Origin of the sequence: Flavobacterium sp. W22_SRS_FP1 (assembly GCF_052113685.1) — a bacterium.
Taxonomy (GTDB): domain Bacteria; phylum Bacteroidota; class Bacteroidia; order Flavobacteriales; family Flavobacteriaceae; genus Flavobacterium.
The window spans coordinates 97825-119457 of the sequence record NZ_JBGQOE010000008.1 but is presented as its reverse complement, the minus strand read 5'-3'; the positions used below and the strand labels follow the sequence as shown (position 1 = coordinate 119457).

The following is a 21633-nucleotide window of genomic DNA, read 5'->3' as shown; positions in this document are numbered from 1 at the left end:
AAAAGAATTAAAATCATGGAACAATTAACTCAATTTGCCCCTTTTCTATTAATGTTTGTAGTAATCTATTTCTTTATGATTAGGCCACAACAGAAAAAAGCAAAAAGTGAAAAAGAATTTGAAAGCACTTTAAAAGTTGGTGATAAGATTGTTACTAAAAGCGGTCTTCATGGAAAAGTTTCCGAGCTTGCTGATACTACTGTTGTAATCGAAACAATGGCTGGAAAATTAAAAATGGAGCGTTCTGCAATTTCTATGGAAATGAGTGCTTCAGTAGCAAAAAAGTAATGTTTTTTTAAGATTATAAAAAAAGTCCCATTCGGAATCTAATTCTGAATGGGGCATTTTTTTTGATCTGATTATTCCAATTATTTTCCTTTTTTAGCTTTCGGCTGCTCTAAACCAAAGTTTGGCATTATCGTAAGTTCAGCAATTTTGACGATTACTTCCACGGCTTTTTGCATACTTTCTGCGGGAACGTATTCATATTTTCCGTGAAAATTATGTCCACCAGCAAAAATATTTGGGCAAGGTAATCCTTTATATGACAATTGACATCCATCAGTTCCACCGCGTATTGGTTTTATTATAGGCTTTATATTGACCTGCTTCATCGCTTTTTCGGCGATATCTACGATATACTTTACTGGGACAACTTTTTCCTTCATATTGTAATACTGATCGTTAATTTCAGTGACTACTATATCTTCTCCAAACTTTTTCGCAAATTTCTTATTAAGTTTCTGAGTAATTTTCTCAATTAACTTCTTGCGTTTCTCAAATTTGTGCTTGCTGTGGTCTCTAATAATCAATTCCAAAACTGTTTCTTCTATACTTCCTGTAAAATGGTTTACATGAAAGAAACCCTCGTAACCTTTAGTCTCCTGCGGTGTTTCATCTTTGGGTAAAGCATTGATGAAATCATTGGCGATCAAAATGGAGTTAATCATTTTTCCTTTGGCGTAGCCTGGATGTACACTTTTACCTTTGAAAGTGATTTTGGCTCCAGCGGCGTTGAAGTTTTCATATTCTAGTTCTCCTACTTGGCTGCCGTCCATGGTATATGCCCAATCAGCACCAAATTTCTCCACGTCAAAATGGTGTGCTCCACGACCAATCTCTTCATCTGGCGTAAAACCTACTCTGATTTTTCCGTGTTTGATTTCAGGATTGTTGATTAAGAATTCCATTGCAGTAACAATTTCGGTAATTCCAGCCTTGTCGTCTGCGCCAAGTAATGTGGTCCCATCAGTAGTTATTAAAGTCTGCCCTTTGTAAAGCAATAAGTCCTTGAAATAACTAGGGGAAAGTATAATGTTTTGTTCAGCATTAAGTACGATGTCTTTTCCATCGTAATTAGGAATGATCTGCGGTTTTACGTTTGCTCCTGTAAAGTCAGGAGTAGTATCAAAATGAGAGACAAATCCGATAGTAGGCACTTCATGGTCCACATTACTAGGTAAAGTAGCCATAATATATGATTTGTCGTCTATCGTGACGTCCTGCATACCAATGGATTTTAACTCCGCTACTAATTTGTTTGCCAAGTCCCATTGTTTTGCTGTACTTGGTGTTGTTTCAGAGCTGGAGTCAGACTCAGTATCAATAGTTACATAGCTGATGAAACGGTCGATTATATGTTGCATAAATTCTTTATATGATGAACAGCAAAGATACTATTTATTTAAAAAAAGCCCTCTTTTAAAATGCAACATAAATAGTAAGATGTGCAGATTGTTTAAAAATTAATGATCGACTTTCTAACTGTAATATTACTACTTATTTTTTATTCAAGAGAGTATCTAATTGTTAATAACCTTCCTCAATATCGCGTTCCATTCCGGATTGTAGCATGAAAATGTAGCGTTCGTCTTCTTTTGTAAAACGGACGTAAAAAGGAAGTGCTGGATTATCGGTTATGCATTATTTGTTCTCCTTCAGAATGAGAGTTGGTCTCTCCATAATGCATTATTTTGACATTCGTCGTTCCATCGAAGGCGATACCAATCTGAAATAAATAGTCATACTCTTGGTCAGAAATACTGGTAATGGGCCGTTTCCCACCCAGTGCTTCTATCGTTTCTAATATGGTATTAGAATGTCCCACGATTAATGCATTTTTGCCTTTATTGTCTTTTAAAATAGTCTCAGCCTCTGTTTTTAATTCTTTTATATCATAGATTTTGATTTCCTTTTTTAGCTTTTTGGCTAGTGGCATCGCAGTAGCAATGGTTCGTTCATAATTGGTGCTATAGATATTACTTATCGTAGTTTTTTTTAGTTTTTTTGCCAAAGCTATAGCTCTATTTTTACCACTATTTGTAAGTGTCGGATTCTTGTTAGTTGGGTCATCAGTTACTTTTTCTGCATGACGTACTAGATAGATGGTAGTAGCGGAATTAATTTGGGCTCTAGTGTTTAGAGATAGTAACAAAAAGAGAAATAATATTTTTTTCATGGAAAGTTTTGTCTAAATAGTTATTTTTTTTATAGGCCTAAAATACAACATTAGTTGGCTTTGATATACTTTTACACACTCTATAGTTGCTATTCTATCAATAAATCTTCCTTAAAAGAATTCTTTTAAAAGGAGTTATTCTCGTTTCCGAATAATCTTTGAATAATTAATACAAAAGACCTCATAAAATTAGCTTGTAAACATTTAATTATCGACGAGATAGTTCTATTTTTGCGGCACATAACGAAACACTCATGTACAAACTTCTTATTCGTCCGATACTTTTCTTTTTTGACCCCGAAAAAGTCCATTATTTCACCTTTTCTTTGATTCGTATTTCTTCCAAAATCCCTGGTTTTTCTGCTATTTATAGATCCCTTTATTGTGTTGACGACAAACGATTAGAAACCGAAGTGTTTGGTTTGAAATTTAAAAACCCTGTTGGTCTTGCCGCTGGTTTTGATAAAGATGCCGTGCTGTATAAGGAATTATCCAACTTTGGGTTTGGTTTTATCGAGATAGGAACTTTGACGCCAAAAGGGCAAGACGGTAATCCGAAAAAAAGACTGTTCCGTTTGAAAGAAGACTCAGCGATTATTAACCGAATGGGGTTTAATAACGGTGGTGTTTTGGAAGCGATAGAAAGACTAAAAACAAATGATGGAGTTCTTATAGGAGGGAATATTGGTAAAAACAAGTTGACGCCAAATGAAGAAGCGGCTTCGGATTACGAAATATGCTTTGACACTTTGTATGAGTATGTGGATTATTTTGTCGTGAATGTGAGTTCTCCAAATACACCTAATCTGCGTGCTCTACAGGATAAAGAGCCTTTGACGCAGCTGCTGCAGACTTTGCAAAACAAGAATTTGTCTATGCCAAAACAAAAGCCAATCCTTTTAAAAATAGCACCCGACTTGACCGACGATCAATTACTGGATATTATAGATATTGTAAAGGAAACCCAAATTGCTGGAGTGATTGCTACCAATACAACTATTTCTAGGGAGGGCTTAAAATCTGATAATAAAGTCGAAATGGGCGGCTTATCAGGGAAGCCATTGACAAAACGTTCTACAGAGGTCATCCGATTTTTGTCCGAAAAAAGTAATAAAGCATTTCCAATCATCGGAGTAGGAGGAATCCATTCTGCAGAGGACGCCATAGAAAAACTAGATGCTGGAGCCAGTTTAGTGCAACTCTATACTGGTTTCATCTATGAAGGTCCCGCTTTGGTGAAAGCCATAAATAAAAAGATTTTAGATAGATTGAAATAGTTAGGTTTTTTGCTGTAAAGTGAGTCAAATAACAGAATAAAAAAGGGAGCAAGAAATAATTTTCGGACTCCCTTTTTTTTGTTAACAGCAGACTTTCTGTAGGCTAAGAATAATCTATTGCAAAATTAAGTGTTACTTGTGGTTAAAAATATAAAGCATAGTGTTCTGTAAAGCAATACTTTTTTTTTACTAAACTTTACCGCGCGTACTCTTTGCCAGTTTGCTAGTTTTAGTATCTTTGAAAGCCTATGAAGCCAATAAAAATTATAGAATGTCCTCGTGATGCTATGCAAGGCATTAAACCCTTCATTCCTACTGAAAGAAAGCTGGCTTACATTCAATCTTTATTGCGAGTGGGCTTTGATTCAATAGACTTTGGTAGCTTTGTTTCCCCCAAAGCAATTCCGCAAATGCAGGATACAGCTGAGGTTCTGGCACGACTAGACTTGTCTCAAACAAAGAGTAAATTATTAGCGATTATAGCCAATACCAAAGGGGCAGAAATAGCGTCTAAGTATAAAGAAATTCGATATCTAGGTTTCCCTTTTTCGATTTCTGAGAACTTTCAGATGCGTAACACTCACAAAACTATAGCAGAATCCTTAGTTACTTTACAGGAAATTCTTGAGATTGCAGATAAAAACAATAAGGAAGTAGTTGCCTATTTATCTATGGGTTTTGGAAATCCTTACGGAGATCCATGGAACGTAGAAATAGTAGGGGACTGGACCGAGAAATTATCTACTATGGGGGTCAAGATTCTTTCCCTATCAGATACAGTAGGTAGTTCAAGCCCAGAGGTAATTAGTTATTTGTTTTCGAATCTAATTCCGAAATATCCTGAAATTGAGTTTGGAGCTCATTTGCATACTACACCTGATAAATGGTTTGAAAAAGTTGACGCAGCCTATAAAGCCGGTTGTCGTCGATATGATGGCGCTATTCAGGGATTTGGTGGATGTCCTATGGCCAAAGATGATTTGACCGGTAATATGCCTACGGAAAAATTATTATCGTATTTTACTGCTAATAAGGAAAACACAAACCTTAATCCTCTTAGTTTTGAAAGTGCTTATAATGGAGCTTCTAAATTGTTTGGAGAGTTTCATTAAGAAGTAGGTGGCTTTTTTGATACAGCAAAAGAAATAAAGAATAAAAAATAATATTTACGAAATTCAAACGTTACTAACCGTAGAGCTAGCTTACGTTTATCAATACAATTTAACATGAAGGCATACAACAAAACACGACTTTTTGGAATTGTCATACTGACATTACTTTCTTTTTCTTGTAGCAGTGACTTGGACTTTAATCAAGTAAACGATCTAAAGCTAGAGCCTGTTTTTATTGCTAATTTAAGCTACTTTGATGTTCCCGCAAAGGACTTTGTCGATAATGGTATGGAGAAGGATATTTCTTTAGATGTCCAAGGTTTTGATTTTTTTAGCGAAAAGTTTTTTCGGGATAATCTACAAAGAGCTGATTTCGATTTCGAAATCACCAACACCATAAACAGAGCCTACTCTTTAGGTTTAAACTTTTTAGACCAAAGTAACAAGACAGTGTATACGATACGTTTTGATGTTCCCGCTTCTACGGGTACTCCCGTTATTATAAAAAAGACCGAAATTTTTCAAAACACCACACTCGACTTGTTAAAAACCACGAAGCGTATGGAATTTGATCTTATCATGGCTCCTGGCCCTGCATTAAGTGAGAATAGCCTAGGAAGTTTTAAATTAAGTTCAAGTGCAACAGTTTATTTATTGGTAGAATGAGAAAAGAATATTTGATTTTGCTTCTATTTATGTCAATTAGTTGCTTCTCACAAAACAAACAGATTTTATATAACTTTAGCACAGTGCCTCAGTCTTTGTTGACAAATCCAGGAACTGATTTTAAATATAAGTATTACTTTGGTGTTTCTTTACTTTCAGGAGTTTCATTAAATGTGGGTTCCACGGGTTTTTCGGCCTATGACTTGTTTGCTAATAACGGAGTAGACTTTAATATAAAACTGCGTGAAGCAGTAGCTTCGACGACCAGAAAAGATAAAGTGACTTTAAATGAGCAAATTGAGTTGTTTAATGGAGGATTTAAAGTTGGGGATTGGCAAAATCATGGATATGTTTCTTTTGGAATGTATCAGGAATTTGATTTTATATCATATGTGCCAAAGGATTTAGCAATACTAGCGCTCGAAGGAAATAGCAACTACTTAGGCAAGAGATTCGATTTGGGCGATTTAAAGCTTAAAGCAGAAATGCTGTCGGTATTGCACTTTGGGTATCATAAAGACATTAAAGAGAACCTTATCGTTGGAGCTAGAGCAAAGATTTATTCAAGTATTTTCAATGCTACTTCAAGCAATAATTCGGGATATATTTATACAATTCCTAGCACAACAACAGCCTACGAACAAGTTATTTATTCGAATTTACAACTCAATACCTCTGGGGTTTCTGGTTATTTTGATGAGAATAGTGATGTAGATGCGGCGAGGGATATAAAGAAAAAGACTTTTTTAGGAGGCAACCTAGGTCTTGGTTTTGATTTGGGCTTTACCTACTATCCTAAAAAAAACATTCAAATTACCGCTAGTATTTTAGACGTTGGTTTTATAAGGCATTCGAAAGAGGTTGAAACTTTTACCTTTAAAGGGCTGTATAAATACGAAGGTATAAACCCTAGCTTTAATGACAGTGATGCTCCCAGTAATATCTACCAAGAATTTAACGATGCGATTCCTTTGGACACAATCTACTCTAAATACACTACTTGGAGACCTGCAAAGCTCAATGCTTCCTATCAATATGCATTTGATGATTCCAGAGCTGGGGCTGACTGCAACTGTATTGGTGATGATGCAGATTATAAAAACGCTGTAGGCGCTCAGTTGTTTGTAATGACTGCGCCAAGAGCGCCAATTATGGCGTTGACGGGTTATTATAGAAGAAATGTTCTTAGTAATTTACAGATGAAAGCGACCTATACAATAGATTCCTATTCTTACACAAATATAGGCTTAGGCTTGTCCACTAACTTAGGAAAGTTTAACATGTATGTTATGGCTGATAACCTTTTGGAGTATCGCGATATATCAAAAGCCAACAGCCTTTCTTTTCAATTTGGACTTAACTTTGTTTTTAAAGATGACAATGAACCTTATTGATGAGCCTTTCGCATTCTTTAGGAGCTAGTCCAGTAATTCATTTCAAGCACTTCATAAATGCGACATTTTTGTAAAGTAGTAAATGAGCTTCTATTAGTAGATTTTTAAAACTAACAAAAAGATTTGTTTTTATTTTAGATGCTTTTCATTGCTTTCCGCTCTAGGGCCACAGTTTTAACAAATTTTGTCTCTGCTCTAAAACAGTTTCTAGACCATTAGACTCCCAAAGTAAACTTTCAGTGGAAGAACTAATTTTTTCGTTACTACTTTTAAAAATAAATCAAAATAATTTGCTATATTTGCACGCAATTCAACTACAAATTGCAACATGATAGCACACAACTCAAAGATTATCGGTGAAGGTTTAACATACGATGATGTATTATTAGTTCCCAACTACTCGAATGTGCTTCCCCGCGAAGTGAGTATCCAAGCAAAATTTTCAAGAAATATAACGTTAAACGTTCCTATAGTATCAGCTGCTATGGATACTGTTACTGAAAGTGCAATGGCAATTGCTATGGCTCAAGAAGGAGGAATAGGTGTTTTGCACAAAAACATGACCATAGAACAGCAAGCTGCTAAGGTGCGCAAAGTAAAACGTGCAGAGTCAGGGATGATTATTGACCCGGTGACATTGCCTCTAACTTCTACGGTGGCAGATGCGAAAAACGCAATGAAAGAATACGGAATTGGAGGAATCCCAATTGTAGACGGAAATAGGATCCTAAAAGGAATCGTTACCAATAGGGATTTACGTTTCGAAAAAAACAATACAAGACCAATTATCGAAGTAATGACAAGTGAAAACTTGGTTACTGTAGCCGAAGGAACTTCATTAGGGCAAGCTGAGGTAGTCTTACAAGGATATAAAATTGAAAAACTACCAGTTATAAATGATAAAAATGAGTTAGTTGGTTTGATTACTTTTAGAGACATCACTAAATTGACGCAAAAACCAAATGCTAATAAAGATAAATATGGCCGTTTAAGAGTCGCTGCTGCTTTAGGCGTAACACCAGACGCGGTTGAAAGAGCGACTGCTTTAGTAAACGCAGGAGTGGATGCTGTGATTATAGACACTGCCCATGGTCATACTAAAGGAGTGGTTGACGTATTAAAATTAGTGAAAGCTAAATTTCCTGATTTAGATGTAATTGTAGGTAATATAGCTACACCGGAAGCTGCTTTGTATTTAGTTGAAAACGGTGCTGATGGGGTTAAAGTTGGAATTGGACCTGGTTCAATTTGTACAACTCGTATTGTAGCTGGGGTAGGTTTTCCACAGTTTTCTGCTGTATTAGAAGTAGCCGCTGCATTAAAAGGATCTGGAGTTCCTGTAATCGCTGATGGAGGAATTCGCTACACAGGAGATATTCCTAAAGCAATTGCTGCAGGTGCTGATTGTGTAATGCTAGGATCACTTCTAGCAGGGACTAAAGAATCTCCGGGAGAGACTATTATTTTCGAGGGAAGAAAATTCAAATCATACCGCGGAATGGGTTCTGTAGAAGCAATGCAAGAGGGTTCTAAAGACCGTTATTTTCAAGATGTAGAAGATGATGTTAAGAAACTAGTTCCAGAAGGAATTGTGGGACGTGTTCCTTATAAAGGAGAGTTGAATGAAAGCATGCAGCAATTCATTGGTGGTCTTCGCGCTGGAATGGGATACTGTGGATCAAAAGATATTCCTACTTTGCAAGAAACGGGACGCTTTATCCGCATCACTGCAAGTGGAATCAACGAAAGTCATCCGCATAACGTTACTATTACTAAAGAGGCTCCAAATTATTCTAGATAATCTATAGAAAGTATATTAAACCAGAAAGGGCATAAGTTTTAAACTTATGCCCTTTTTTATTACTCTTAATTTTTGAACAATTCGCTCATTCGTTTTTTATCACCTACAACCCATAGAATATCATTCTTTTCTAAAATCAAATCGGATTCAGGATTTAGCAGGCGTTTTCCATTTCGTTCGATACCCACTACCATACCGTTTGCTTTTTCTCGTATCAGCGACTGGCTAATGCTTTTCCCAATCAGTTCTTCTTTGTCTAATTCTAATTGCTGTAAAATGATTTCTGCTTTTTCCACATTTTTTGGAATTTCGATTTCGTTTCGAAGTAAGTAGGTCTTAAATTCTTTTACTTGTGCATCCGTACCGATTACGCAAATCTCGTCTCCAGGAAATAACCGCTCATTTTTAGTTGGAATTTTGATCATTATTTCTCCTCTCTTAATAAAAGCGATGTTGATACCCATTTTTTCGCGAACGCGTAAAGTCTTTAAAGTTTTACCAGCAATATTAGATTCTTTATTAATTTGGAATGTGGTCATGTGACCGTCCCAAGGAGTTAGACTGGCATATCTTCTTTTTATTTTTTTTATTTCTCTGTCGTTAAGATTTTTTAGAAAGTGATTTTCAATTTTAAGATACAGTACATGTAATTGCTTAGGGAAAAAATAATAAACGCCTACTGCTATAATTAAGGCAAAAAACGCAACTATTGGTGAGAAAAAAATATTCAGTAAGAAACCAATATAGAATATGCTTAATCCTATCCTAAATAGAATCATCATCATTATCGGCCCATTATATTTGCGCTCCTGTCTCAAGATTTCAACTTCTTTGACGGCAACGCGACGCAGTGATAATGCCCATAAAAATGGAGATATTATAATAAGTGTTATCAAAGCTGCTGTGGCGTTTCCAAATAGTGAATCTGCTACCAATGGCAAAACAAATTTTGACGACAAGAGTATGATTGCCGTAATGATTATAGTATGAAGCACGATTTGTAAAAGATGAGCCCTTAAGACGATCTGCCAGGTACTCACTGATTTTATGGACTGTGTGTTTGCACTATAACGGGCTATTCTTTTTAACCATCTTCGGGGTAACTTTCTTTCTAAGAATTCCGAAAAGGGAGTAGCCATCTTTACCATAAAGGGCGTGGTGAAGGTGGTCACTGCAGAAACAGCTACTACAACTGGATATAAGAAATTGCTAGTTACATTCATAGACATACCTAAAGTGGCTATAATAAAAGAAAACTCACCAATTTGTGCTAAACTCATTCCCGTTTGGATAGATTGCTTTAGTGGCTGTCCTGAAATTAAAGCGCCAATCGTGGAACTAATGGATTGACCAAATATTGTTATAAAAGTTAAAATAATAACAGGTATAGCATATTCATATAAAGTTGCTGGGTCTATTAACATTCCAACAGAAACAAAGAAGATGGCTCCAAATAAATCTTTCACAGGTTTTACTAAATGTTCAATCTGTTCGGCCTGTGTTGTTTCAGCAATAATGGAACCCATTATAAAAGCACCCAAAGCTGGAGAAAATCCAACGTTTGAAGCTAAGATCACCATCATCAAGCACAAGGCCAGCGAGATAATTAACATCATCTCATCTGTTAATAAGTGTTTTGCTTTCTTTAATAAAGTAGGGATGAAAAATATTCCGCTGATAAACCATATCGTTAGAAAAAATATTAATTTTAATACAGAAATCAGTAGTTCCGTACCCGAAAATTGCTGGCTTACCGCAACCGTGGATAACAACACCATCATTAAAATGGCAATAATATCTTGTACGATAAGGGAGCCAATGACAATTCCGGCAAATTTCTGGGCTTTGACACCTAGTTCATCAAAGGTTTTTAGAATTATTGTGGTGGAAGAAATAGAGAGGATTACGCCCAGAAAAATGCAATCCATTTGTTTCCATCCCATCCATTGTCCCACTAAAAACCCCATCATCACCATGGTGATTATTTGGGTAATAGCAGTAATAGAGGCGGTACCTCCAACTTTCATCAATTTTTTAAAACTGAACTCCAGACCTAGGCTGAACAGTAAGATGATTACACCTATTTCAGCCCATACCTCTACACTTTTTACGTCTCTAACCGAAGGGAAGAAATCAAAATGGGTCCCTGCCAAAAAACCCGCAATCAGATATCCTAAAACTAAGGGTTGTTTTAGTTTTTTAAATATTAAAACGGCTATACCTGCGGTCATAAGAATTAATCCCAAGTCGCTGATTAGGGGTTCTAAATGTGTTGTAGTTTCGGCTATTATTGCTGCGGCACTCATAATTTGTTGTTGTAGCTATTCTAGCTTTCCATTTGAATCTGGGCTAGTATGATTTAGATAAGTATTTGAAATTTGCTTTAAAAAACGAACCTTCTTAAAAGGCTTAAAAAAAGCTATCGATAAAGATAGCTTTTTTTGAAGAGGTTTTTTCTATATTTTATGTAGTAAACACTTTTGTTATAGTCTAAAAATATAAACTAAGAATTCTTGATTTCTTTCTAGTTCTTTAAATCCCTAAGAAATTACTTGGAGTGATCTGCATTAACTCTGCTCTTACTGCTTCAGAAACATCTAAAGTAGCAATGAAGTCATGAATTGCTTTCTTATCAATAGCCTCATTAGTTCGCGTTAATCCTTTCAATGCTTCGTAAGGATTTGGATAGGCTTCACGTCTTAAAATTGTTTGGATAGCTTCAGCAACAACTGCCCAGTTTTTCTCTAGATCTTCGTGAAACTTAGGCTCATTTAATAGCAACTTATTCAATCCTTTTAAAGTAGCTTCAAAAGCGATTAGAGTATGTCCAATAGGTACCCCAATATTTCTCAAAACGGTACTATCAGTTAAATCACGTTGTAATCTTGACAATGGTAACTTCGCAGACAGGTGTTCGAAAATGGCATTAGCTATACCTAAGTTTCCTTCTGAGTTTTCAAAATCAATTGGGTTTACTTTGTGTGGCATCGCTGAAGATCCAATTTCTCCTGCTTTGATTTTTTGCTTAAAATATTCCATCGAAACGTAGGTCCAAATGTCTCTGTCCAAATCAATAATAATGGTGTTGATTCTTTTTAAAGCATCAAAAAATGCTGCAAAATGGTCGTAATGCTCAATTTGTGTTGTGGGGAAAGAGTGGTGTAAACCTAAGTTCTCTTCGACAAAATTCCCGCCAAATTTTTTCCAATCAATTTGTGGGTAAGCCACATGGTGTGCATTGTAATTTCCTGTTGCTCCACCAAATTTAGCTGCAAAAGGAATATTGAACAACAAACGCATTTGCTCTTCTAAGCGTTCCACAAAAACACCGATTTCTTTACCCAAACGAGTAGGGGATGCCGGTTGGCCGTGGGTTCTTGCTAACATTGGAATATCTTTCCACTGCACACTTAAATCTTTCAATTTAGATGTTAGGGTGATCAATGAAGGCATATACACTCTCTCGAAAGCTTCTTTTGTCGAAAGTGGAATCGCTGTGTTATTTATATCTTGTGAAGTCAATCCAAAATGGATGAACTCTTTGTATTGAGATAGTCCTAGTTTTTCAAAAGCATCCTTAATGAAGTATTCAACCGCTTTAACATCGTGATTGGTTACTTTTTCGGTTTCTTTAATCCAAAGCGCGTCTTCAGTTGAGAAATTCCTGTAAATATTACGTAAACTTTCGAATAAATCTGGATTTACAGCTTTAAGCTGTGGCAAAGGAACCTCGCACAAAGCAATGAAATATTCAATTTCAACCAATACGCGGTATTTGATTAAGGCTTCTTCCGAGAAAAAAGGAGCCAAAGAAAGAGTCTTGTTTCTATATCTTCCATCAATAGGAGAAATAGCATTCAATTCGTTTAAAGTATTCATTGTTGTGTTATTTGTTCGAAAAGCACAAATATAAACCTTTAGAAGCAATTTCGAAAAGGATTGTTTTTTAAATAAATCGAAGAAGCTCCTTTTTTAATAGTTTCATTCCTTCAGATGCAACGTATGGGAAGACCTGCAGCGGGTTTCGTAGATTCGGAATTTTAATGGGTTTTGGGTCAATGTAATATATGGGGGTTTTGGAATTGGTGAAATCAATCAATCCAGCCGCAGGATATACTTGAAGTGAAGTTCCAATAACTGCAAAATAATCGGCAGCTTCAGTTAGCGCAACCGCCTCTTCAAGTGCCGGGACTTCTTCTCCAAACCAGACAATATGAGGTCTTAGTTGATTCTCATCATTATCGAAGTGGCCAATATTCAAATCGTCTTGCCAATCTAGAATATAGTTAGGGTTTGCTTCACTTCGTACTTTTAATAATTCGCCATGTAGGTGCAACACATTAGTACTTCCGGCTCGTTCATGCAAGTCATCTACATTCTGAGTGATTACAAAAACATCAAAATGAGATTCTAATTCAGCTAGTATCTGATGACCTAAATTAGGCTGTACTTCCTTGAGTTGTTTACGTCTTTGATTGTAGAAGTCAAGAACTAATTCGGGATTTCTATACCAGCCTTCTGGTGTGGCTACATCCATTACGTCGTGTCCTTCCCATAGTCCGTCAGAGTCCCTAAAAGTTTTGATACCACTTTCGGCACTTATTCCCGCGCCTGTCAGGACGACTAATTTTTTTTTCATGCTTTTATTTTTTCTTTATCTTGTCTTGCGGTAAAGGAGGAGTTCCATAATTAACTACCCACAAGCTACTTACTGTTTTCCGAAAGGACAAAGGTATTATATTTAATTAAAGCTAGTCTTTTTTACTATTTTTGCAAAAAAACAAGTTCACAATGATTGATATCGATTACCTTAATTTCCTTGAAAATATCCTGACGGACAACCGCAAAGAGAAATTCCTGAAAGTATTGGAAAACAGAACCAATCATTTCACTATTGCTGTGGAAGACATTTTTCAAATGCACAATACCAGCGCAGTGATGCGCAGCTGCGAGGTTTTCGGGATACAAGAATTGAATGTCATTGAGCAGCGTTACGGAAAAAGTATTGATAAGGAAATAGCGATGGGAGCCCAGAAATGGGTCGATATCAATGCCTTTGACAGCATTTCTAATTGTGTGGATACTTTGAAAAACAAAGGCTATCAAATCATCGCTACCACTCCACATGATAATGATTGCTTATTAGAGGACTTTGATATTTCGAAACCGAGTGCTTTGTTCTTTGGTACAGAGAGAGACGGACTGTCTGAAGAAATTTTACAGCGAGCTGATGGATTCCTAAAAATTCCCATGGTTGGTTTTACTGAAAGTTTGAATATTTCAGTTTCAGCAGCCATCATAATCCAAAACTTAACTAACAGATTAAGGAACTCTAATATTAATTGGCATTTATCCGAAGAGGAAATTTTAGTGAAGCGCCTGGCTTGGGCTAAGAATTCAATCAAGGACATTAAGCGGATAGAAGCTCGTTATTTTGAAGAAAACGCCAAATAGCAGAACTACTTATACCTCGTAGCTTTCAGTTTTGGGTTTGTCTAGATCATTACAAGGAACGACCTACTCCTTGTGCTCAGAGTATTTACAGTAAGTGCTTGCAATTTAGAGGCTAGGAGTACAAATGTACAGAGTCTAGTTTTTGCACTACAAAAAATAAATTATAGAAAGCACTGTTTCTTTTACACAAGTATGATTAAATTTGCTAATTATCAGTCACTTATTTTTTATTTGCTTCAGGGATAATTAATTTCAAAGAGTTGATGTAATCAGTATCAAATTCTATGACTCTTATTTTATTGAGATTAAAACTCATTTCCCCGTCAAATCTCCCTTCTGTTCCTAAAAAATCAATAGTCAATTCATCTTCATTTACTTCGATAAGTTTACCAAGATAAACTGCTTTGTCTGATTTTTTTGCAATTTGGAAGATCTCGTGCTTTATTGCCAGAAAATTTATAATGGAAGGCAAATCTTTAAGCGGAATTATTTCTTCAGAACTTGTTTTTAGGCCTTTGAGCTTAATTATTCTTTCTGTAAATTCATAATCTTCATCTTGAATAATGGACTTAACATTTGTATTTTTCAAAATGCTGTAACCATCAATTATAAAATCATAGGGATTGTTTTTTAGCAATATCCAATCTTCAGTCCAGTCAATTAGAAAACCGGTAAAGACTTCTTTTTTATCTTCAAATACAATTGAAATTAATTGGCGCAAATATTTTTCCATCATGATTTTTATGTTTAGATATCAAGTTAGTACAAGCGGAACTTCAGCTCTGATAGGTTGCAGATCGAGTCTTTTTGGCCAAACAAAAATACAAAATAAAACAACTTTTTCCATATAAGAGACCTTTTCACTCCGGAAAGTGGCTTAAATTATGTTTTTATTTCCCAATGATTATAATAAAGTTGAGTCCTTGTCTCGTCCGAGCTTATGATTAAAAAAAAATGATTGTACTCAAGATTAACTTCACTATTCCCCAAAACCATAAGCTAGAAACTAAAATCAAGTTTTCTTTTCGAGGATAGTTGATTCGGTCTTTTTAGTAATTTGGTATTTCGTTCCTATTAAATCTAGCGGCAATTCATTAAGAGTTCGCAGTGTACCGACCTTTGTTTACAAATATTAAAATTAGCATATACTTATTTCGTCGCTCAGGTTGTATCTTTATTAGATGCTGTTTTACTTATATTGTTTAGGTAACTTTCTGGCTTTTGTGGCCTTTTCAAAGGCATATCCTATTTTCAGTAGTTTATCTTCTTCATAAGGTCGACTAATAAATGTTATGCCAATCGGTGCTCCGGTTTTAGTATAACCCATCGGGACAGTTAGGCACGGATAGTTAGCAGCTGCAGCTTCGCCTGCGTTCCAATTATTGATAGATAAGATGACATCTAGTTGGTGCTCTGTCATAGTCTTTTCAAAAAGGCTAACGCCTGCATCATGTAACTTTACTCTCAATTCAGCTAACTCTTTCGCGCTAAGATTGGTGTCAAGAATTTTTTCAAAACGACCTTGACCGTAAGGGATCTTATCTAAACTATCTTGCTTGTTATAAGCTACGATATCAGATACGGTTCGTAAAGTCAGTTCTTTGGATGCATATTGTTTTAAATAATTTGGAAGATCAATTCTCATGTCAGCGTCAAGTAAAGTGCCAAATCCTTCGAAATCCATTTGTCTAGGCTCAAATTCAATCGCAATACCTCCTAATGCTACTATTTTTTCTACATTTAGCTTATAAATTGAATCCTCTAAAAAACCTTTGTTTACACCAAAACGCAGACCTTTTAGACTTCCATTTTGTAGATTTTCCCAATATTTTTTATTGTTTTTAGGACTGTTTTTAGTAACTATATCGGCGCTGTCTTCTCCAGTCATTGCTGAAACTAATATGGCGCTGTCGATAACATTTTTTGTCATAGGGCCTGGAGTATCTAATGTGCTAGATAGTGGGACGATACCGCTGCGGCTAAGTAAACCAGTTGTTGGCTTAAGCCCTACAATAGAATTTGAACTTGAAGGAGAAAGTATAGATCCCGAGGTTTCTGTCCCCACTGCTGCTGCTGCATAGTTCGCAGCTATAGATGAACCGCTACCAGAGCTTGAGCCTCCGGTGTCGAATTTTTTGCGTCCGTACGGGTTTAGTGTTTGACCGCCCACTGCACTATAACCATTAGGGCATTCTAAACAAAGAAAATTTGCCCATTCACTTAGATTAGCCTTGCCTAATATGATGCCGCCTTTTTCTTTGATCCGTTTTACTATAAATGCATCTGTTGCTTCCTTATTTCTTAAAAGTTCAGTCCCAGCCGTGGTGGCTAATCCTTCAAAGTTAATGTTGTCTTTTAATAGAATTGGGATTCCATAGATAGGGTGATCATTACTTGATTTGTTCTTATCTCTTTTGCGGGCCTCATTTACAGCATCCGGATTAATAGATATGATGTTGTTTAGGTATTCGTTTTTGTTATTTTCATATTTTACAATTCGGTACAAATACCATTGTGTGAGTGTTTCATAACTAAGGCTTCCATCTTCAATATGTGATTGGATCGTAGGAATGTTTTGTTCTAGAATCAAAGGCTTTAACTTTTGGTAATCTTCTTCTGTAAAACTTCTAATTTGATCAGCAACATTTTTCCATATGGTGTTTTTATCCAATACTCTTGATTGAATAAGTTTGAAGCGCAATTTTACTGATTGATTATTAGCAGTTTCTGCTAATTCTTTGGATTCGTCGTAGGGAACCCAAGGTGCTATTGTCGTTTGAGGTTTCCGTGCACAAGCAACTATAATAAGCAATAAAATTAGGATTGTTTTTTTCATGAGGAATGTTTTTTATAGTGTTGTATTACAATTATTATTTGAGTTGAATTTTACCGTTTAAATTTAAAAAGGGTATTTAGGATTGCTGCTGTTACCAATATACAAGATGCCCTTTTGTTTTACTTTTTTTAAGACACGAAGTTAAGATTTTTCTTGCACATTATTACTTTTATTTTAAGTACAAAACCAACTTTAAATTAAAGCTAATACTCAAATCCAGTAAAACCGACGTTAGCAGATGTTATTGTTTTTGTGTCCAGTTGATTATTTCGGTTACTACTTTATTATCTATTTCATACATATTTTCAACATTCTCATTTCCAATATTTAAACCTTCTATTTTTTTAATTACTGTGTTTGAATTGTTAAAACTTTCAAGCAGTTCAGTTTCTTTTTCTGATTCGACATATTTATCTTCAGTTCCAATAATGTATAATATTGCGATTGGAGAATTTTTATAGATTGCTTCAAAACCCTTTTTTATTATTGCTTTTTGTGATGGAAAATTCGCATAAGTAAATCTTTTATAATTTTTCTTTTTATACACTATTTCTTTTGAAACCTTACTTATTTTTTTAAAAAGAGTTGAATTGTCATCATTTCTATTTTCGAAGATTGTATTATTAATTTTATCAATTACGTTAGATTTTTCTTCTACCACTCCTAGCGATCATTTGAATTTTCTTTGATGAAGAGCTTACTTTCTTAATTTTGATTGGTTGGTGAAAACAACCATGGTATGTGGTAGGTCTTCAACATTCGAAATAGAGGCAAACAGTACCAGATTAATTTTTCAAATTTGTTTTCGACCAGGCATAAAAACATAACTTGACCATCAATACGGGTTAAACTATCCAATGATTACCACGATATGCGAATTGTGTAACTATGCTTAACTATTACGTAACTTATTGAAGCAGATTGATGATATCGTTGAATTAATTAATAACATAAAAACATTATTATGAATTTAAGGAACTTATTTTTTTTAGTTATCACCCTGAGCCTAACTGCTTGTGGACCTGTAGTAAATACTACTAAAACTACCACTAAAGATTTGAGCATTTACAAAACGTTTGCATATTTACCAAACAGCAATTTTGAGGATCTGGATAAGGGATACGGCAACAATAACATCGGAACGACTGTCATTGAAAGTGTCAATACCAACAGGCAGCAATTAGGATACACGCTAGATCGAACCAATCCAGATTTATTAGTACTATTGAGCACTTCAACAGATTTGGACACGAACGTAACAAAAGAACCTGTCTATGCAACTTTCCCCAATCATTATGCACGCAGATACGGTGTGAGCCCCATATTATCAGAATTATTATTATAATGGCTATTCTGCCTATAATCAATTGATTGGTTATAATACAGATGTTAATACTTATAAGGTAGGCACTTTGAGGTTGAGCTTAGTGGATAGCGAGACAAAAAATATTGTTTGGAAAGGCACGGCCTCCAACAGTATTTATAAAAGCGAAAATGAATCTAAAGCTATTGCAAAATTTGTCGACGATATGTTCGCTAAATACCCGAAGAATCGTTAATCTAATAGACTTCTTCTTTGGAAATAATAGATCCTTTAAATAGAAATACGAAAACAAACAATTAATACTAAAATAAATATTATGAAAACTAATTTCTTCAAAATTATTACTATAGTTACAACATTTATGTTCAGTTCAAGCGCTTTTGCCCAGATGGATGGCACTATTCTTAACGGAGTAGAAAACACCAGCGAGTATAAAACAATCGAGTTAATAAATATGGACAAAGATCTCTCGACCTTTGCAAATTTGCTTACGCTTTCTGGGCTCAAACTCTCCTTGGCGCTTACCACAGAACCCCATACACTGTTAGTTCCTACCAATGAAACTTTTTCCAAAATGTCCATAAAACGCTTTGCAGAATTGACTAATCCAAAGAACAAGACAGAACTGATTAAATTCATGAATGACCATTTTTTATCAAATAAATATAGTAGTTATGAGTTTAAGCAAGCTGATGTCATCATTACTGGAAATAACACTGAGATTGAAATTTATAAGGATTCTTATTATTTGTCTTTTGGAGGAGCAAAAGTCATTCAAGCAGATATCAAATCTAAAAACGGAGTGATTTTTATAATAGATGGCTTTATAGAACCTTCCCGTTATTAAGAGCAATTCAAGTTTTTGATGCCATAAACCTCAAAGGGGCTTTCCTTCAAATTTCAATAGAAATATGTTGAAGGAAAGCCCTTTTACTATGTCTATGATAAGTTCAATATTTGACACAAAACGATTGTTTTTAAATGTTCTTTCAACAAATTTTAAAATCACGACTCGCCTTTTAATCCCTTTTAGTTTTAGAATATAAATTGATGGATCTTTTAAGCTTGCAATTTGTAAGTAATCTACTTCATCCCAAGAAAGATTACAACTGCTGTTGATAGAAATAATATTCCAGCAGTTCCCCAATGTCCTGTTTTTAAACCAGAGGTTAATTGGTATGCCAAGAACGATCCGAAAAATATGACAAACATGAAAAAGAAGCTTCTCCAGTAATAATGTCCAAATTTATCACTTGTCCTATTCGTATTTTAGGCTTGGTTGCTAACGCCTAGGCGATGGTTAGCAAGCAAATTAACTTTACTGAATTTTCGATGAAGCACTTAGCCAAAACTTTCTATTTTGTTTTATATTTTTTGTTCTAAAGCCAAATTAAAAGATTCGGCGGACATTATAAAAGCGCACTAATTTTTGGATAAAATACCAAAACCTATATTAATTATCTCTTTTGTTCGAAGTAGTTTTTGCCTATGCAATTAGGTGTTATATTTTTAGTAAAATAGTTTATTACGACAATTAGGTGTTTCAACAAAATGTGACTTATTAGTACCTCCAAAAAAACTTTATTTTATTTGTTATATCATTACATTCAAAAGTGAGTCTTGTTTGAGCGCTTTGTTAATTGTAGCTGTAGTATTAATTAAAATTCATTGTCTTTATTTAGATAATTTTATATATTCGTTTTTAAGTAAAGAATTTTTGTTTTAAGTGATGCATGATTAATTTATGAGGTATTTATTTGGCGTTACTATTATCTGGGCTTTTTCGTTTAGCTTAATTGGTGTATATCTTTCTGGGTATGTTGATGCATGGTTTTCAGTATTGATGCGTATAGGTATCGCTACAATAATATTTTTGCCTTTTTTAAGGCTGAAGGGAATTAAAGCAGAAACAATTTTCAGACTTATCACAGTTGGTGCGGTTCAATTAGGTTTGATGTATTGTTTTTACTTTCAGTCGTTTAGATTTCTTACTGTGCCTGAAGTGTTACTTTTTAGTGTATTGACACCAATTTACATTACTTTATTAAATGACATTTTAAGTAAGCGATTTCATAAAGGACATCTACTTACTGCTTTAATAGCTGTTTTAGGAGCTGCTTATATTCAATACTCAAGCATTAGTGAAAATGTGTTTTTAGGTTTTTTGATCACGCAAGGTGCTAATCTTTGCTTTGCTGTTGGTCAAGTTGCTTACAAGTATTTATTAAAATCTACACCTGAATTAGAAAGTACACCTAAGCATACTATTTTTGGATTGTTTTTTATTGGTGCATTTTTAGTAGCATTAATTGCATTTTTCATTTTTGGCTTAACAGAAAAGATGCCAACTACATCAGTTCAATGGGCAATATTAATATACCTGGGTGCTGTTGCTTCAGGTGCAGGTTATTTTTTTTGGAACCAAGGTGTTATTAAGGTAAATGCAGGCTCATTAGCGATTATGAATAATGCGTTAATTCCAGTAGGATTAATTGTCAACCTTGTTATATGGAATAAAGAGGCAGATATTAAGAAGATTTTAATTGGTGGTATTCTTATTTTCGCTTCTCTTGCGATTAATGAATACGTAAATAAAAGAAATACATATAAGAATAGCTAAGTTCTTGTTAGTTAAGAATGGAAAGCCTGCTTAAGATTGGCTCTTCTATTCTTAGTTTAAATTACAGTCTTGACGAAATTATAGTCAGCTAGCTAAATGTTAGTTGTTACTTTTTTTATACTTATGTAGTAAGCCTAAAGGAATGTGACAATAAGAGTAGTCATTTGGGTGCAGGGTTAATCTATCCTGATGTTCAGCATCACTTGGGATAAAATTTGTTAAAGGAAGCACTTCAATAGCTATTTTTTTTATTGTTTTGTTTTTATGGTTTAGTGTCTGTTCTATTTTCTTAATATATTTTTTTGCCTTTAACAGCTGATTTTGATCAGTGCTGTAGATACCGGTGCGATATTTTTCTCCTATATCGTTTCCTTGTTGGTTGATGCTATAAGGGTCAATGATTTCTAAAAAGTAGTGAATTAAATCTTCAAGTGAAACAACTTTAGGGTCAAAGCTTGTTTTGACACATTCTGCATAACCATCATAGGCTGTTTTAGTGGAGTTCGTAAAGCCATTAGCTCTGCCTGCTTGGGTCTCAAGTACGCCAGGTAGGTGTTTTAAGAACTCTTGTACGCCCCAAAGGCAGCCTCCTGCAAGGTATATGGTTTCCGATGATACTATTTGTTCGATTAATGTTTCTTTTTTTGTCATTTTAATTCTGAGTACCGTTTTTTTTTTAATATTCTGAAAA

General features: G+C 34.9%; 21 protein-coding genes. 11 read left to right on the top strand and 10 right to left on the bottom strand.

Going from position 1 to position 21633, the window contains the following annotated elements:
* Nucleotides 1–15: 15 nt before the first annotated feature.
* On the top strand, nt 16–288 hold the full coding sequence (gene yajC / locus ACEN2H_RS06840; protein ID WP_441731577.1) for a preprotein translocase subunit YajC: 273 nt from the start codon (nt 16–18) through the stop codon (nt 286–288).
* 80 nt (nt 289–368) lie between these two features.
* Here yajC and pepT read toward each other — a convergent pair whose 3' ends face one another.
* The gene (pepT, locus tag ACEN2H_RS06835) at nt 369–1646 is read right to left on the bottom strand and encodes a peptidase T (RefSeq protein WP_441731576.1); all 1278 of its coding nucleotides are present in this window, start codon (nt 1644–1646) and stop codon (nt 369–371) included.
* A 263-nt stretch (nt 1647–1909) separates the two neighbouring features.
* Nucleotides 1910–2458, bottom strand: coding sequence for a histidine phosphatase family protein (locus ACEN2H_RS06830; RefSeq protein WP_441731575.1), 549 nt, complete (start codon nt 2456–2458; stop codon nt 1910–1912).
* Between the two features lie 254 nt (nt 2459–2712).
* On the opposite strand from ACEN2H_RS06830, the gene ACEN2H_RS06825 reads away from it, so the two are divergent.
* The 5 genes from ACEN2H_RS06825 to guaB all read left to right on the top strand — a co-directional run bounded on the left by ACEN2H_RS06825 (nt 2713) and on the right by guaB (nt 8708).
* Nucleotides 2713–3735 (top strand): quinone-dependent dihydroorotate dehydrogenase, encoded by a 1023-nt coding sequence (locus ACEN2H_RS06825; protein ID WP_441731574.1) that lies wholly within the window; start codon nt 2713–2715, stop codon nt 3733–3735.
* Between the two features lie 248 nt (nt 3736–3983).
* The gene (locus tag ACEN2H_RS06820; protein WP_441731573.1) at nt 3984–4847 is read left to right on the top strand and encodes a hydroxymethylglutaryl-CoA lyase; all 864 of its coding nucleotides are present in this window, start codon (nt 3984–3986) and stop codon (nt 4845–4847) included.
* A gap of 114 nt (nt 4848–4961) precedes the next feature.
* On the top strand, nt 4962–5513 hold the full coding sequence (locus ACEN2H_RS06815) for a hypothetical protein (RefSeq protein ID WP_441731572.1): 552 nt from the start codon (nt 4962–4964) through the stop codon (nt 5511–5513).
* Nucleotides 5510–6907, top strand: coding sequence for a DUF5723 family protein (locus ACEN2H_RS06810; protein WP_441731571.1), 1398 nt, complete (start codon nt 5510–5512; stop codon nt 6905–6907). Before ACEN2H_RS06815 ends, ACEN2H_RS06810 begins: the two co-directional genes overlap by 4 nt.
* A 328-nt stretch (nt 6908–7235) precedes the next feature.
* On the top strand, nt 7236–8708 hold the full coding sequence (gene guaB / locus ACEN2H_RS06805; protein ID WP_441731570.1) for an IMP dehydrogenase: 1473 nt from the start codon (nt 7236–7238) through the stop codon (nt 8706–8708).
* A gap of 65 nt (nt 8709–8773) precedes the next feature.
* Here guaB and ACEN2H_RS06800 read toward each other — a convergent pair whose 3' ends face one another.
* The 3 genes from ACEN2H_RS06800 to ACEN2H_RS06790 all read right to left on the bottom strand — a co-directional run bounded on the left by ACEN2H_RS06800 (nt 8774) and on the right by ACEN2H_RS06790 (nt 13347).
* Complete coding sequence (locus tag ACEN2H_RS06800; protein ID WP_441731569.1) at nt 8774–11014, bottom strand: cation:proton antiporter domain-containing protein; 2241 nt, start codon at nt 11012–11014, stop codon at nt 8774–8776.
* Between the two features lie 226 nt (nt 11015–11240).
* On the bottom strand, nt 11241–12587 hold the full coding sequence (purB, locus tag ACEN2H_RS06795) for an adenylosuccinate lyase (RefSeq protein WP_441731568.1): 1347 nt from the start codon (nt 12585–12587) through the stop codon (nt 11241–11243).
* Between the two features lie 67 nt (nt 12588–12654).
* Complete coding sequence (locus ACEN2H_RS06790) at nt 12655–13347, bottom strand: SIR2 family NAD-dependent protein deacylase (protein ID WP_441731567.1); 693 nt, start codon at nt 13345–13347, stop codon at nt 12655–12657.
* 152 nt (nt 13348–13499) lie between these two features.
* Between ACEN2H_RS06790 and ACEN2H_RS06785 the strand changes: the two genes are divergently transcribed.
* Nucleotides 13500–14162: a TrmH family RNA methyltransferase gene (locus ACEN2H_RS06785; RefSeq protein ID WP_441731566.1), complete on the top strand. Its 663-nt coding sequence runs from the start codon at nt 13500–13502 to the stop codon at nt 14160–14162.
* Between the two features lie 220 nt (nt 14163–14382).
* Here the strand turns inward: ACEN2H_RS06785 and ACEN2H_RS06780 are convergent, their stop codons facing one another.
* From ACEN2H_RS06780 to ACEN2H_RS06770, 3 genes are all read right to left on the bottom strand, one after another.
* Nucleotides 14383–14898, bottom strand: a complete 516-nt coding sequence (locus ACEN2H_RS06780; protein WP_441731565.1) for a hypothetical protein — start codon at nt 14896–14898, stop codon at nt 14383–14385.
* Nucleotides 14899–15351: 453 nt separating this feature from the next.
* Nucleotides 15352–16998 (bottom strand): amidase family protein, encoded by a 1647-nt coding sequence (locus ACEN2H_RS06775; protein ID WP_441731564.1) that lies wholly within the window; start codon nt 16996–16998, stop codon nt 15352–15354.
* Between the two features lie 241 nt (nt 16999–17239).
* On the bottom strand, nt 17240–17659 hold the full coding sequence (locus ACEN2H_RS06770) for a hypothetical protein (protein ID WP_441731563.1): 420 nt from the start codon (nt 17657–17659) through the stop codon (nt 17240–17242).
* Between the two features lie 303 nt (nt 17660–17962).
* Here ACEN2H_RS06770 and ACEN2H_RS06765 point away from each other — a divergent pair, with 303 nt between their 5' ends.
* From ACEN2H_RS06765 to ACEN2H_RS06755, 3 genes are all read left to right on the top strand, one after another.
* Nucleotides 17963–18343 carry a hypothetical protein gene (locus ACEN2H_RS06765; RefSeq protein ID WP_441731562.1) on the top strand — a complete coding sequence of 127 codons (381 nt, stop codon included), beginning with the start codon at nt 17963–17965 and terminating at the stop codon, nt 18341–18343.
* 22 nt (nt 18344–18365) lie between these two features.
* Nucleotides 18366–18557 carry a DUF4136 domain-containing protein gene (locus tag ACEN2H_RS06760; RefSeq protein ID WP_441731561.1) on the top strand — a complete coding sequence of 64 codons (192 nt, stop codon included), beginning with the start codon at nt 18366–18368 and terminating at the stop codon, nt 18555–18557.
* Between the two features lie 81 nt (nt 18558–18638).
* Entirely contained in the window at nt 18639–19169 is a 531-nt protein-coding gene (locus ACEN2H_RS06755) for a fasciclin domain-containing protein (protein WP_441731560.1), read from the top strand.
* Between the two features lie 236 nt (nt 19170–19405).
* Here the strand turns inward: ACEN2H_RS06755 and ACEN2H_RS06750 are convergent, their stop codons facing one another.
* Nucleotides 19406–19534, bottom strand: coding sequence for a hypothetical protein (locus tag ACEN2H_RS06750; protein ID WP_441731559.1), 129 nt, complete (start codon nt 19532–19534; stop codon nt 19406–19408).
* Nucleotides 19535–20066: 532 nt separating this feature from the next.
* On the opposite strand from ACEN2H_RS06750, the gene ACEN2H_RS06745 reads away from it, so the two are divergent.
* The gene (locus tag ACEN2H_RS06745; protein WP_441731558.1) at nt 20067–20942 is read left to right on the top strand and encodes an EamA family transporter; all 876 of its coding nucleotides are present in this window, start codon (nt 20067–20069) and stop codon (nt 20940–20942) included.
* 99 nt (nt 20943–21041) lie between these two features.
* On the opposite strand, the gene ACEN2H_RS06740 is transcribed toward ACEN2H_RS06745, so the two are convergent.
* Nucleotides 21042–21593, bottom strand: coding sequence for a peptide-methionine (S)-S-oxide reductase (locus ACEN2H_RS06740; RefSeq protein WP_441731557.1), 552 nt, complete (start codon nt 21591–21593; stop codon nt 21042–21044).
* Between the last annotated feature and the right edge of the window lie 40 nt (nt 21594–21633).